Raw genomic sequence first — 13,267 nt, 5'->3', positions numbered from 1 at the left:
GCGACCGAGTTCGTCCGCGGCCGACGATCGGTAACTCTCTGACAACGCGCGTGGAGTTCAGCGATGTCGGTTCAGAAGCCTGTCCCGGGCCGCGTTGACGCGCGCCGCGCCCTCGGCGCTGCCCCCCTGGTCGGGGTGGGCGCGCTTCATGAGAGACCGGTGGGCCGACCGGATCTCCTCAGCGGTCGCCCCGCGCTGAAGCCCCAGGATCTCGTACGCCTGCTCCTGCGTCATCGCCCCTGGATGCGGCGGACGGCGCGGCCGCGGGTCGCGATCGCCCTCAGCGTCTACACGCCATCCGGGCGACCGGCGGTCGAGATACGGCTCTAGCAGGGCGGCGCCGGCGGCGTCGCGGATCCGGCAGAGCCGCAGCAGCTCGACCACGGCCCCGGTGGGCATGCTGTCGAGCCACGCGCCGGCGCCCGGCCCCGCGATGACGCGGCCCGTGCGCAGGCTGCCGTCCGGGCGCACGAGGGCGTCGATCAGGACCGTGCGGAAGCGGCGGTCCTCCGGGTCGCGCGGGCGCTCGCCGGATCCCGGCCGGATCAGCCGGCGCAGCCGCGCGGTCATGGCGGCCTGGCCCTCGATCATCCAGACGCCGCTCAGCCCGAGCAGTGCCGCGAGGACGAAGTTCCCGCGCAGGAGCAGGAACCCGGCCGCGAGCAGCGCGAAGGCGCCGAAGGTCGGCAGACGCGCCCGCCCGAGGGCGGCACCGAGGCCAGCCCGGAGACCGCCGCGGAGCCTCCGGCCGAGGCCGCCCGAGTTCTTCGACAGCCACCACAGGGTCAGGCAGGCGAGCAGGCCGGCGAACAGCACCATCGCTCAGCGCCGCACGCCGTAGAGGGCGGACGCGCTCCCGCCGATCTGGATGCTCGTCCCGTCCCCGAGATCGAAGTGGCCCGGCCGGCGCGGCGTCGGCGGGCGCACGCTCGCGTCGCAGCCGGGCTGCGGCGGGAGACGCACGCCCTCGGGCAGGTTCTCCGGGCAGAGGCGCGCGCGCGTCGGCGCCTCGCCGGCCCGCGCGGCGGCGGCGAGGAGGATCAGGGTCAGGAGGAGGGCCGCGCGCGTCATCGCCGGTTCTCCGCGACCTCGGCGGTGGTGACGCGGACCTGCCGGATCCGGCCGTCGCGCTCCACCTTGAGGGTCACGCCGGCGCCGAGGCCGGCCTCCTCGATGGCCGCGGTCAGGTCCGCGAGGCGGTGGACCGGGCGATCGTTGGCCTCGACGATCACGTCGCCGAGGTCGCCGGTCTGCGGGTCGACGCCGCGCAGACCGGCCTGCGCGGCCGGGGAGCCGGGCAGCACCCGCACGATGACCACGCCGTCGATGCCGAGCCGCGCGGTGGCCGCCTCCTGGGCGGCGATGATGCCGATGCCGGGATTGCGCACGCGGCCGGCCTTGATCAGCTCCGGCACGATCCGGTTCACCACGTCGACGGGGATCGCGAAGCCGATGCCGGCGCTGGCGCCGGACGGTGACACGATGGCGGTGTTGACGCCGATCAGCCGGCCGGCGGAATCGAGGAGCGGGCCGCCGGAATTGCCCGGGTTGATCGCCGCGTCCGTCTGGATGACGCCGGACACTTCGCGGCCCTCGCTCGTCGGCATGCGGCGGCGCACGGCGCTGATGACCCCGGTGGTCAGCGTGTGGTCGAGGCCGAACGGGTTGCCGATGGCGAAGGCCGACTGCCCGACCTTGAGATCGGCCGAGGTGCCGATCGCCAGCGGCGGCGGCATGGTCCGCACCCGCCCCAATTGCAGGACCGCGAGGTCGTAGGACGGCGCCATCCCGACGAGGGTGGCGGGCACGACCTCGCCGTCGCTCATCCGGACCGAGACCGAGCCGCCGCTCCGCGCGGCGTTCTGCACGACGTGGGTGTTGGTGACGATGTGACCGGCGCCGTCCCACACGAAGCCGGTGCCGGTCTGCGTCCCGCCCTGCTCGCCGCCCTGGTCGTCGAGGTCGAGCAGGTCGCGGTTCTGCGCGGCGCCCTGCGCGAAAACGTGAACGACGGACGGGCTCGCGCGCTCGAACAGCGCGACCGTCGAGGACTCGGCCGGCGCCAGATCGCCGCGGGCCGTGATCGCCCGGGGCGTGTCGGCCGCGTAGAGCAGCGGCTGCAGGTAGGGCTGGGCGACGTAGAGCGCCAGCAGGACCAGGACCGCGGCGAGGACGATGCGCACGGTACGATCCGGCACGGGTGACTCCGAGAGAAGCGTAGGCAGGCCCCGACAGGCCGAGCCTTAAGTGCGCGTTCAGGATCGGGGCGTCAACACAGAGAGGCGCCGCCGCCGACAGGCCCCTGACGTGTTCTGGCGCACGTCGGCGACCGGCGCAGACTGGCTAACGGAATGGTCATCATTCAGGAGCCACAATTCTCGCAAGTCCAGGGCAGCTCAGTCGCGCTCAATACGGACATGGAACACCGAACCGCGCCCGAACTCGTGCCTCGGCACCGGATGCTGGTTTCGAGAACCGCCCGAATTGATCGCAAAGCTGCCGCAGAGATGCTTGCATTGACGCCCAGACCATCGATCGCCGCAGCCCCTCGGCAGAGCCCGGCGGCGGCGATCTGAACGGTCCAAAACGGTTCGGAAGGACGAGTACCCATGGAAACCGAAGCTCTGGAACGGCCCGCGGATCTGACGATCTGGCGCACCGCCCCGGCGACCGCCCCGCTGGCGCAGCCCGAGCGCTACCGGACCCTGCGGGAGGCGATCGCCGCCGCGGCCGGCGCCCTGGCCGACCCGGCCAAGCAGCCCTGGATCATCACCGAAGAGGGCGAGATCCTCTCGCCGAACTGGATCCGCACCTACCTGAACTGACGATCGATCTCCCGGAGAACGGGGATACCGGGGACGGCGGCGCGAAGCCCCGCCCCGGTGCCCCGCGGGCTCACTCCGCGGCGTCCGACTGGCGGAAGCCCTCGATCCCGACCTGATCGGGGTTGATCGCGTGCAGCGCCCGCCGGGCCGCCTCGAGCGGGTGCTCGGCCTCGATCCGGACCGAGGTCAGATCCGGGCTCTTGTAGACCGTCACGATCGTGTCCATCACCTCGGTCAGCGTCGTGCGCTTGTCCTCGGGGGCGGCGATCAGCAGCTGCAGCCCCCAGGCGCGGTAGAGATCGACCAGCGCCTGGCTATTGCGCACGTCGAGCTTCGAGAACGCCTCGTCGAGCAGGCACAGGCCCAGCCCCGGATTCTCGTCGCCCGGCCGGTCGCCCGGGTAGTAGGCGCTGGCGAGCGACGCGGCGATCGCCACGTAGAACGGCGCCTGCGCCTCGCCGCCGGAGCCGCGCAGCGCCCGGGCCGACATCGTGGTGCGGTTGCCCGCCCGGTCGCGCATGCCGATCTCGTAGACGAAGTAGTTGCGGTAATCGGCGAGCCGCGCCGCGTCGTCCGCGCCGGCGATCAGCGCGGTGATCTCCTCGAGCGCGGCCGCCATCGGCCCCTCCGCCTCGCCGGCGAGCAGCGCCTGCGCGGCCTCGGGCGAGCGAGCGGTCTCGGTGGCCAGCGCGTGGACGGCAGCGTAGCGGCGGTCCACCGCCGCCTCGAACGCGTAGGTCTGGCCGGTGAAGCTGCGCGCCGAGAGCCGCTCGTTCAGGGCCGCGAGCCGGGCATGGACCCGCTCGAACCGGTCGGCGAGGCGCGTCAGCAGGTCCTCGGTCATGAGGCGGCGCATCTCGGACTCGGCCCGCTCGGCCTGCGCCCGGTAGCGGCGCAGCTCGTGCCCCTCGACCGCCTCGTATTCCCGGCGCACCCAGGCGAAGCCGTCGATCGCCGGGGCGTCGCCCGAGGCGAGGGGGTTCTCGACCCGCCAGGCGGCGCAGGCCTCCGCCAGCTCGCGCTCGGCGATGCGCCCGTGCGAGCGGGCGGCCTCAGCGGAATCCCGCGCGAGACCGCGCTCGGCGCTCACCCGCGCCCCGGCCGCCTTGGCGTCGAGGCCGGCGAGCGCCCGCCGCGCCTCGGCGACCGCGCCGAGGTCGAAGGGCTCGGCGCGGGCGAGGCGCACCCGCGCCGCGTCGCCCGCGCTCAGCTGGCGCAGGGCCGCGCGGCGGGCCGACAGGGCGGCGCGGACGGCCTCGCGCACCGGCCCCAGACGGGCGCGCAGGGCCGCCTCGTCGGCGAGCAGGCGGTCGAGCTTCGGCTCCAGCTCCTCCGACAATTCCCGCAGGTAGCCGACCCGCTCGGTGGTCAGCGCGGCGATCTCGGCGGCGAGCCCGGCCGTGTCGCGCTTCTCGATGCCTTCCCGCTCGGTCTGGAGCGTGCGCCGCCGCCCCTCCAGCCCGTCGAGCTCGGCCCGCAGGGCCTCCACCGCGTCGAGGCCCCGGGCGACGCGGGCCCGGATCGCGGCGGCCGTCCGGGCGGCCTCGCGCAGGACCGCGGCCTCGCCGCGCAGGCGCCGCGCCTCCGCGACGGCGATCTCGTGGGCGCGGCGGCTGTCGGCGGTCGGCCCGCGATGGCCGCGGGTCATCAGCAGGTCGACGCTGCGGGTGACGGTGTAGGCCATGCCGGCCGTGGTCCGGCCGCTGGGCGCCACGGCCCGGGACAGGCGCGCCAGTTCGGCATCGTCCCGGGCGAGGTCGTAGCCGCCGAGCCGCACGCCGAGGAACGCCTCGGCGTGGGGGTCGCTGGTCTCGATCACGGTGAGCGGACCGTCGTCGTAGCGGCGGGCGCGCTGCTTGGCGGTGTCGGTGGTCTTGACCAGGATGCAGCGGCTGTAGCGGTCGCGGCCGGATTGCAGCACGCCGAGCGCCTCGCTCAGCCGGTCCGGTGCGACCACCAGGGCCTCGCGGGCGCGCCCGAGCAGCCCTTCGAGGGCCGGCCCCCAGGTCGGGTCGACGATCTCGGCCAATTCGCAGATCGGCAGCGCGTCGATCCCGCGTCGCTCCAGCTCGCCGCGGAACGCCACCGTATCGGAGGACAGCCGCGCCGCCGGGCCGCCGCCGGTGCGCGGCGCCGTGCGCTCGGCCTCGCTCTCCTGCGCGCGGGCCTTGAGCGCCGCGTCCTCGGCGGCCCGCTCCAGGGCCTCGTCGAAGTCGGGCAGGCGCGCCAGCCCGTCGGCCAGCTCGGCCAGCGGGCCGTCGGGGCGCAGGATCTCCTCGGGCGAGGCGTCCCGGCGCAGGCCAGCCCGGGCGCAGGCCTCGGCGAGGCGGGCCGCCTGCGGGCAGCTCTGCCGCAGGATCGGGGTGACCGGCTGGAGCTTGGCCATCTGCCCGACGAGGGCGACGAGGTCGCCGATCCGGCCGATCAGCTCCTTGCGGTCGCGCTCCAGCATGGACAGGCCGAGCGTCGAGGCCGCGAGCCGGCCCTCGGCGGCGCCCGCGGCGGCCAGCGCCTTCTTCTCGGCGATCTCGCCGTCGATCTCGCGGACGTAGCCGCGGCTCGCCGCGACGCGCTCGCGGGCGATGCGCAGGGTGTCGGCGCCCTCGCGGAGGCGGCCCCGGACGGCGATGAGGTCGAGGCTGCGGCGGCGCAGATCGGCGCTGGCCGCCCGCAGCTCGTGCGTCGCGGCGGCGAGGACCGCCTCGCCCCAGGCCTCGTAGCGGTCGCGCAGGCGCCGCAGGCGCCCGAGCCGGGTCTCCAGCTCGGCGATGGTCTCCCGGAGGCGCCGCCAGTTGGCGATGGAGTGGCGCACGCGCTCGACGTCGAGGGGCTCCGGCTCGAGCACGAAGGCGCGCACGAAGGCGCTGGTGTCGAAGATCGGCTTGAACGCCACCGCGTTGGCGAAGCTGCGCAGGAAGTGGCGCGGCTCCGGCGCCGGCGCGCCCTCGCGCAGGGTCGCCAGCACGTCGGCCGTGAAGCGCTCGCCGGAGGTGCGGTACTCGGTGAAGCTCGACGCGCGGGCGCGCAGCTCCGCGGCGATCTCGCTCCAGGGCGCCGTGTAGGTGCCGCCGGGGGCGGTGCGGGCGTAGTCGGAGACCTCGAACCTGTGCCCGACCGCGATGAAGCGCGACAGCACGGTCTCCTTCGGCTCGGCGGCCCGGGCCGCCAGGGCGAGGCCGACCGAGACCACGCGGCCGGAATCGGGGTTCTCGAAGACCAGCACCAGCACGGTCTCGCAGGATTCCCGCGTCGGGCGGCCGCCCTCCGCCGGGTCGCTGATCCAGCCCAGGCAGTAGTCGCGCACGGTGCGGGCGCTGCGGCCGGAGGCCGAGGCGTTGAGGGCGAGGCGGCTGGCGTTGTTGCCGGCCAGCACCGTGCCGACCGCGTCGAAGATCGTCGACTTCCCGGCGCCGGTCGGCCCGACCAGCGCCGCGGCGCCGCGCAGGCGGATCTGCTCGCGGCGGATCAGGTACCAGTTCGAGATGGCGATGTCGGTGAGGACGTACACGGTGTCGGTGGGTCGGGTCGGTGGCGAGGAATGAGCGGCCCAGTTGGCCGGACTCGGCCGCGTATGCAAGCCGACACACGCGAACCCGTGAAGCCTGATCCTACCTCAGGTTATAACCCTGTTAGCACAAACTGTTCATGTCCTGCGGGTCTCGCCCGCACGACCGGAACCGACCGATGCGTCTCAGTCTCAAAGCAAAACTCAGCGGCCTCTTCGCCCTCCTGCTCCTGGCGGCGATCGTTCAGGGCGGCGTGACCCTCTACAAGATGCAGGCGGTCGACCAGCGGCTCGCGGAGCTGATCGACAACGCCGTGCCGTCGATCAACGAGGCCCAGGCGATCAACGCCCTCGTGATGCGCTCGCGACTGTGGCAGTTCCGCTACGTGACGGCGGATACCGACGCCGAGCGCGAGACCAGCCTGAAGAACGCCGACGAGATGATGCGGAACCGCCAGGCGAAGGCCGAGGCGTACCGCAGCCTGGTGGCGTCGAAGGAGGAGCAGGGGATCTACGACGACCTGCTCGCCAAGCTGGCGGTGCAGCAGGCCGACTGGACGCGTCTGCGCGCCTTCCCGGCCGACCAGCACGATCAGGCGCTCGCCTATTTCCGCGGGCCGATGAACGCCAACTACCTCGCGGCATCCAGCGCGACCCGCGCCCTCGCCGACCTGAACATCCGGAACGGCGAGGCGGCCGGACGCGCGGCCCGCGACAGCCAGGCCGACGCGGTCCGGACGACCGTCGTGAGCCTGCTCGTCAGCCTCGTCATCGCGCTCGGCGCCATGCTGTACGCCTTCACGGGCGTGTCGCGGCCGCTTTCCGGGATGACGCTGTCCATGCGGCGGCTCGCCGACGGCGACACCCAGGCCGAGATCCCCTACGCGGCGCGGCGGGACGAGATCGGCGCCATGTCGGCGACCGTCGCGGTGTTCCGGGAGAACCTGCTGCACGCCCGCGCCCTCGAGGCCGAGACCGCGCAGGCCCGTGCCGGCGCCGAGGCGCAGCGCCGGCAGGCGACGCGCGAACTCGCCGACCGGTTCGAATCCGCCATCGGCGGCATCGTCGGCTCGGTGACGTCGGCGGCGACGCAGCTCCAGTCCACGGCCCAGAGCCTCACCGCGACGGCGACGCAGACGGCCGGCCAGTCCACCAGCGCGGCGGCGGCGGCCGAGGAGGCCTCCTCCAACGTCACCACGGTCGCGGCGGCGGCCGAGGAGCTCGGCTCCTCGGTCAACGAGATCGGCCGCCAGGTCGGCTCCTCGGCGGACCTGGCGCAGGCCGCCGTCCGCGAGGCCGCCGCCACGGCCGACCTCGTCCAGGCCCTGAGCACCGGCGCGCGCCGGGTCGGCGAGGTGGTCGACCTCATCTCGGCGATCGCCAGCCAGACCAACCTGCTGGCGCTGAACGCCACGATCGAGGCGGCCCGGGCTGGCGTCGCCGGCCGCGGCTTCGCGGTCGTCGCCACCGAGGTGAAGGCGCTGGCCGACCAGACCGCCAAGGCGACGGCCGAGATCTCGGCCCAGATCGCGCAGATCCAGGGCTCGACCGGCCAGGCCGTCCAGGCCATCGACGGCATCGCCGGCCGCATCCGCGAGATCAGCGGCATGGCCAACTCCATCGCGGCGGCGGTGGAGGAGCAGGGCGCGGCCACGCAGGAGATCGTCCGCAACGTCGCCGAGGCCGCGACCGGGACCGAGTCGGTGACCGTCAATGTCAGCGGCGTCGCCGGCGCCGCCGAGGAGACCGGCGCGGCCGCCGCGCAGGTCCTGGCCTCGGCCTCCGAGATGGCCCGCCAGGCGGCCCATCTCGGCAGCGAGGTCGAGCACTTCCTGGCGACGGTCCGGGCGGCCTGAGCGCGGTCACGTGGGTTCGGCCGCACGTCGCGGTTGACGTATCTCACCCCGTCATCGCGAGCGCAGCGAAGTGACCCAGGGCAGCACGACGCCGGCAATCGTGGCGCCGGCTGGATTGCTTCGCTCCGCTCGCAAAGACGGCGCCGAACTGGTCGACCGAACGACGGAATCAGGCCTCGCCGGCCTCGGACCACGCCCGCAGGCGCTCCATCCAGGCGTCGGAGGCCAGCACCGTCAGCCCCGGCAGGAGCGACAGCGGCGTGACCCGCTCGACCCGGTCGCGCTCGCCGAGGCGCAGGCCGCCGCGCTTGGCGTAGAGGCGCAGGATGTCGGCGAGCCGGCCCTCCTCGGGGGGCTCGTTGCGCGCCACGGCGCGGATCTTCTCGACGATCTCGTCGGTGGTGCAGTCGACGATCCCGTCCGTTCCGGCCCGGTGGTCGCGCAGGCCCTCCTCGTAGAGGAGCCGGAGCGCCAGCAGCACCAGGGTCTCGTCCTTGCGCAGGCGCTCCGAGACGATGTCGTGGCGCGGGGCGTCGGCGGCCGGGCTCAGCGAGACCATCTGGTCGCGGTGCGACACGGTCAGCGCGTAGCCGAGGCAGGCGAAGTAGTCGGTGAAGAACGGCGCGTAGTGCCGGGCGAGCTCGTAGGAGCGGCCGATGCCCTGCGTCTCGGCGTAGATCACCTGCCCCTTCAGCAGCACCTGGAGGGCGCGGCACAGCTCCTCGGCGTCCGGCGCCCGGGCGCCGGGCGGCGGCGGCTCGTCGCCGTCGATGATCGCGCGGAAGCCCTCAAGCACGGGGACGGCGCTCCAGCAGGAAATCCGGGCAGTCCAGCCAGCCGTTGACCACGCGCTCGGGCAGCCGGGTCAGGGCGTAGCGCGCGCCGAGCTTGGCGTCGAACAGCACGTCGATCTCGCGCAGGCGCTGGAACACGATGAAGTCGTCGACGCCCGCGATGGCGATCTGCGACCCGCGCAGCCGCACCGCCTTGCCGAGCCGGGCCTCCACGAAGGCGCTCATGCTCTCGGGCGTCACGGTGGTGCGGCGCCGGAACTCCGCCTTGGCGGCCGCGAAGGCGTCGACCACGGGGTCGTCCTCGATGTCGGGCAGCGGCTCCATGTCGATGGCCGACTTGCGGGCGCGCGGCGCCTGGAGATGCGCGTGCCCGATCGGCGGCCGCAGCAGCGAGACGTCGCCCGGCACCTCGGGGGCGATCTCCGCTTCCCCGACGGCGCGCAGCATCGCGGCGACGCGCTCGACGCCGCTCGGGTCCGGGCGGTCCATCACGTGCAGCGCGGAGGCGATCCGGCGCTCCAGGCGCGCCACCACGGCGTCGACGGCGTCGAGGTGGTTGTCGAGGCCCTCGAAGACCGCGAGGATCTGGGCGAGATCCGCCCGGACGGCCCGCTGCGCCGTGTCGAGATCGGCGCTCCGCCCCTCGCGGATCAGGCCCTCGGCCAGGGCCCGGACCGTGAGGGCGTCGCGCAGCGCCCGGCCGGCCTCGCGCACCACGCTGGCGCGGAAGCGGAACGGGTTGAAGCGGGTGTGCAGCGTCCGGTAGTCGCTGATCAGGTGGCGCTCGACGAAATCCTCGAAGAACAGCCGGAAGGTCTTGGCGCGGTCGGGCTCGCGCAGGATGCGCTCCTCGACCTTGCGCATGCCGGCCGCGAGGCCGCGCACGTGGGACAGGAAGGCGGCCGCGCCCCGCGCGGCGTTGGACAGCGCCTCGGATCGGTTCGCCGGGTCCGACAGGGCGCTCTCGAGCCCGCCCAGCACCTCCAGGACGGCGCCCCCGTAGGAGCGGGTCTCGCCCCGTTCCAGCCGCGACAGCTCCTCCAGGAGGAGGCGGGCCTCGGGGTCGAACTCCGCGACCGGGACGTAGCGCTCGCGGCGCTCGATCAGCCAGCCGGTGTCGAGGAGGCGCCGGTAGAGCGCCGTGCGGCGCTCGGCCGGGTCGGCCGAGATCGGCTCGTCGCCGCTGACCTCGGGGTCGCTCCAGCCGGCGGCGAAGTCGCCGATCTCGGCCAGGAGCTCGGCCTTGCGCACCGGCTCGGCCCCGAGGACGCGCCGGTGCAGGTGCAGGAGCAGGGCCGCGTTGAAGCCGCGGCTCGGCGAGGCCAGCGGCTTGAACAGCTCGTCGGACAGCTGCGCGAACAGCATCGTGTCGAAATTCCTGCCGTCGCGCAGCCGTGCCGCTTACTTCGCGCCGAGGAGCTCGACGTCGAAGATCAGCGTGGCGTTCGGCGGGATCACGCCGCCGGCGCCGCGGGCGCCGTAGCCGAGCTGCGGCGGGATGATCAGGGTGCGCTTGCCGCCGGTCTTCATGGTGGCGACGCCCTCGTCCCAGCCCTTGATCACCTGGCCGGCGCCGAGGGGGAAGCTGAAGGGCTGGTTGCGGTCGCGGGACGAGTCGAACTTCTTGCCCTTCTTGCCGCCCTCGTCGAGCCAGCCGGTGTACTGGACGGTGACCGTCTGGCCGGCCTTCGGCTCGGGCCCGGTGCCGACGACCTCGTCCTGATACTTGAGGCCCGACGGGGTGGTCACGGTCTCGGCATTGGCGGCTGTGGTCATGGCGATCAACGCGGCTCCGAAGAGGGGGGACAGGCGAGGCATGGTTTCTCCCTGGAGCCGGCGCCGTGCGCGCCGGCCGTCGGGAGGCCTTCTATCGCCTCGGACCCGTCCAGGCCAGGGAGGCGGCCGGCGGCCCCCCCAAAGGGCGCCCCACGGCGCGTTTGGAGGCGCGCTTGGGGGCGCGCTCAGGCGGCCCGGACGCCGTCGAGGAAGCGGCCGACCTCTTCGGTCAGGTGCGCGGCCTGGGCCGACAGGGCGGCGGCGGCACCCAGAACCTCGCCCGCCGCCGCCTCGGTCGCGCCGGAGGCCGCGGCGACGCCGGCGACGTGGCCGGTGACCGCAGCCGCGCCCTGCGCCGCCTGGCCGACGTTGCGGACGATCTCGCGGGTCGCCGCGCCCTGCTGCTCCACCGCCGCCGCGATCGTCGTCGCCACGCCGTCGATGTCCCGGATCCGGGCCGTGATCGTCCCGATCGCCGCGACGGCCTGCCCGGTCGAGGCCTGCACCCGCCCGATCTGGCCCGCGATCTCTTCCGTGGCCCGGGCGGTCTGCTCGGCCAGCGCCTTCACCTCCGTGGCCACCACCGCGAAGCCGCGCCCGGCCGCGCCCGCGCGCGCCGCCTCGATCGTGGCGTTGAGCGCCAGCAGGTTGGTCTGGCCCGCGATGGTCGAGATCAGCCCGACCACGTCGCCGATCCGCGCCACGGCCTCGCTCAGGTCCCGGACCAGCGCGCCGGTCCGGTCGGCCTCCGCGACCGCCGCCCGCGCGAGGCCGGCCGAGCCGTCGACCTGCCGGCCGATCTCCTGCACGGAGGCGCCGAGTTCCTCGGCCGCCGCCGCCACGGTGCCGACGTTGCTGGCCGCCTCCTCGGCCGCGGCCGCGACGGTGGTCGACTGCCCCGCGGTCTCGGCCGCGGTCTCCGTCATGCCGCGGGCCGTGGCCTGCAGGCCGGCCGCCGCGGTCGAGACCTGCGCGACGATCCCGCCGACGGCGTCGGCGAAGCGGTCGGCGACCTGCCGCATCGCGAGGCCGCGCTGACGCGCCGCGTCCTGCCGGGCCGCCTCGGCCTCGGCCTCGAGCTGCCGAGTGCGGATCAGGTTGTCCTTGAACACCTGCACGGCGCGGGCCATGGCGCCGATCTCGTTGCGCCGCCGGAGGCCCGGGACGGCAACGGCGGAATCCCCGGCCGCGAGGGCCTCCATGGCCGCGGTGATCCGCCGGATCGGCCGGAGCACGCCGCGGAACAGGGCGAGCAGCCCGAGGGCGACGAGCAGCAGGGTCGCGACCAGGGCCGCCCCGTCGCGCCACAGGGTGCTCCGCGCCGCCCCCGACAGGGCCTCGGCCCGCGCAACCATCTCGTCGAGGCAGACGAAGGCGAGGTCGACGAGGGTCACCTGCTCGGGCGTGTCGAGCTTGCGCGCCTGGGCGAGCGTCAGGCCCGGCGGCGCGCCGCGAGCCAGGGCCTGCGCCACGGCGCGCCGGCGGGCGAGGGGGGCGCCCTCGAAATTGTTCTCCCGGGCTCGCCGGAACGCGGCCTGGACCGTCCCGGACGCCTCGGCCGCGGCCTCGATCGCCGCGTTCCAGGCCGCGTCGAGCCGTCCCCGCTCCTCGGCGGCCGCGACGGTCTCGTCCAGCGACCAGGACGCCCCGGCCGCCAGGGATGTCTGCACGCGCAGCGCGACGGCGCCGTTGGCCATGCGCGTCGCCCACGCCGCCCGCTTCAGGGCGAGGTCGCGCCGGAGGAGCCCGTCGGACAGCGGGATCGCGGCGTCCACGGCGTCGCTCGTGGCGATCAGGGCATCGAGCATGGCCTGGAGGGCGGCCCTGGCCTCCGCCGTCACCGCGCCGTCGCGACGCGCGCCCGGCACGTCCAGGGCGGCGTCGACCCGCGGCCGGAGGCGATCGAGGCGGCCGCTCGCCTCGTGCAGCCGGCCGAGGGTCGCCGCCACGGCGGGCATTTCCAGACCGTCGAGGAGCGGCCGGGCCGCGGCGAGCCCCGCGATGGCCCGCTGCCGGTCGGCGTAGAGCGACGCGCGGGTCTCGGCCTCGACGGGCTCGGCGGCGGCGAGGAACTGCAGCGTCGCGCCCCGCTCGAACCGGGTCACGTTCAGCGTCTGGAGGAGGGCGCGGCTCGCCCGCACCAGCGCGATGACCCGCTCGGCCTCGGCGGCGTGCTGCCGCGCCTCCCGCACGGTGCCCGTCGCGAAGCCGAGCATGATCGTGGCCATGACGACGAGGACGAGGCTCATGGTCGTCCGGATGGACAGGTCCCCTACGCGCATCGTGCCTCGGCTCCGGTCGCCCGTTCGATCGGGCATGCCGGAGCATAGCAAGTTTTTCCCCGCACAACCGTGACAACGAGAGCGGGCACAGGCACCCGCCTGCCTTCAACCGCTACCTTGCGCACTATCATGCCGTAATACGTCCCGATAATGACCGGACATCCGCGCGGATATTTTTGGTCACCACTTGATCAGACGCGGATAGGGTGCAAAAAAACTTCCATTTACC

10 protein-coding genes are annotated in these 13,267 nt (G+C 74.3%); 2 read left to right on the top strand and 8 right to left on the bottom strand.

The window, feature by feature from the left end; translation table 11 throughout:
• Positions 1-57 precede the first annotated feature (57 nt).
• Genes LXM90_RS19660 through LXM90_RS19650 form a run of 3 tightly spaced genes read right to left on the bottom strand, consistent with a single transcriptional unit; the run spans position 58 to position 2,198 of the window.
• Positions 58-819, bottom strand: coding sequence for a J domain-containing protein (locus LXM90_RS19660; protein ID WP_020095813.1), 762 nt, complete (start codon positions 817-819; stop codon positions 58-60).
• Positions 820-822: 3 nt separating this feature from the next.
• A complete protein-coding gene (locus tag LXM90_RS19655) occupies positions 823-1,071 on the bottom strand; it encodes a hypothetical protein (RefSeq protein ID WP_020095812.1) in 249 nt (82 codons plus the stop codon).
• A complete protein-coding gene (locus LXM90_RS19650) occupies positions 1,068-2,198 on the bottom strand; it encodes a S1C family serine protease (protein ID WP_026605342.1) in 1,131 nt (376 codons plus the stop codon). The genes LXM90_RS19655 and LXM90_RS19650 overlap by 4 nt, the downstream gene beginning before the upstream one ends.
• A 411-nt stretch (positions 2,199-2,609) precedes the next feature.
• Between LXM90_RS19650 and LXM90_RS19645 the strand changes: the two genes are divergently transcribed.
• On the top strand, positions 2,610-2,825 hold the full coding sequence (locus LXM90_RS19645; protein WP_020095810.1) for a hypothetical protein: 216 nt from the start codon (positions 2,610-2,612) through the stop codon (positions 2,823-2,825).
• Between the two features lie 70 nt (positions 2,826-2,895).
• On the opposite strand, the gene LXM90_RS19640 is transcribed toward LXM90_RS19645, so the two are convergent.
• Positions 2,896-6,333 carry an SbcC/MukB-like Walker B domain-containing protein gene (locus tag LXM90_RS19640; RefSeq protein ID WP_020095809.1) on the bottom strand — a complete coding sequence of 1,146 codons (3,438 nt, stop codon included), beginning with the start codon at positions 6,331-6,333 and terminating at the stop codon, positions 2,896-2,898.
• 176 nt (positions 6,334-6,509) lie between these two features.
• Between LXM90_RS19640 and LXM90_RS19635 the strand changes: the two genes are divergently transcribed.
• Positions 6,510-8,186: a methyl-accepting chemotaxis protein gene (locus tag LXM90_RS19635; RefSeq protein WP_020095808.1), complete on the top strand. Its 1,677-nt coding sequence runs from the start codon at positions 6,510-6,512 to the stop codon at positions 8,184-8,186.
• 169 nt (positions 8,187-8,355) lie between these two features.
• Here LXM90_RS19635 and LXM90_RS19630 read toward each other — a convergent pair whose 3' ends face one another.
• From LXM90_RS19630 to LXM90_RS19615, 4 genes are all read right to left on the bottom strand, one after another.
• Entirely contained in the window at positions 8,356-8,982 is a 627-nt protein-coding gene (locus LXM90_RS19630) for a DUF4194 domain-containing protein (RefSeq protein ID WP_020095807.1), read from the bottom strand.
• Positions 8,975-10,345: a Wadjet anti-phage system protein JetA family protein gene (locus LXM90_RS19625; protein ID WP_091976913.1), complete on the bottom strand. Its 1,371-nt coding sequence runs from the start codon at positions 10,343-10,345 to the stop codon at positions 8,975-8,977. The genes LXM90_RS19630 and LXM90_RS19625 overlap by 8 nt, the downstream gene beginning before the upstream one ends.
• Before the next feature lie 36 nt (positions 10,346-10,381).
• The gene (locus LXM90_RS19620) at positions 10,382-10,798 is read right to left on the bottom strand and encodes an FKBP-type peptidyl-prolyl cis-trans isomerase (protein WP_026605341.1); all 417 of its coding nucleotides are present in this window, start codon (positions 10,796-10,798) and stop codon (positions 10,382-10,384) included.
• Positions 10,799-10,941: 143 nt separating this feature from the next.
• Positions 10,942-13,038, bottom strand: coding sequence for a methyl-accepting chemotaxis protein (locus LXM90_RS19615; RefSeq protein ID WP_205833388.1), 2,097 nt, complete (start codon positions 13,036-13,038; stop codon positions 10,942-10,944).
• Between the last annotated feature and the right edge of the window lie 229 nt (positions 13,039-13,267).

Source organism: Methylobacterium oryzae (assembly GCF_021398735.1).
Taxonomy (GTDB): Bacteria; Pseudomonadota; Alphaproteobacteria; order Rhizobiales; family Beijerinckiaceae; genus Methylobacterium.
The sequence above is the reverse complement of the archived record's forward strand: the minus strand, read 5'-3'. Positions and strand labels throughout refer to the sequence as shown.

Bases quoted from the DNA above. Each gene is read 5' to 3' on its own strand.
- LXM90_RS19660 (WP_020095813.1), bottom strand. From the start codon at position 819: ATGGTGCTGTTCGCCGGCCTGCTCGCCTGCCTGACCCTGTGGTGGCTG.
- LXM90_RS19655 (WP_020095812.1), bottom strand. From the start codon at position 1,071: ATGACGCGCGCGGCCCTCCTCCTGACCCTGATCCTCCTCGCCGCCGCC.
- LXM90_RS19645 (WP_020095810.1), top strand. From the start codon at position 2,610: ATGGAAACCGAAGCTCTGGAACGGCCCGCGGATCTGACGATCTGGCGC.
- LXM90_RS19635 (WP_020095808.1), top strand. From the start codon at position 6,510: ATGCGTCTCAGTCTCAAAGCAAAACTCAGCGGCCTCTTCGCCCTCCTG.
- LXM90_RS19625 (WP_091976913.1), bottom strand. From the start codon at position 10,345: ATGCTGTTCGCGCAGCTGTCCGACGAGCTGTTCAAGCCGCTGGCCTCG.
- LXM90_RS19620 (WP_026605341.1), bottom strand. From the start codon at position 10,798: ATGCCTCGCCTGTCCCCCCTCTTCGGAGCCGCGTTGATCGCCATGACC.
- LXM90_RS19615 (WP_205833388.1), bottom strand. From the start codon at position 13,038: ATGCGCGTAGGGGACCTGTCCATCCGGACGACCATGAGCCTCGTCCTC.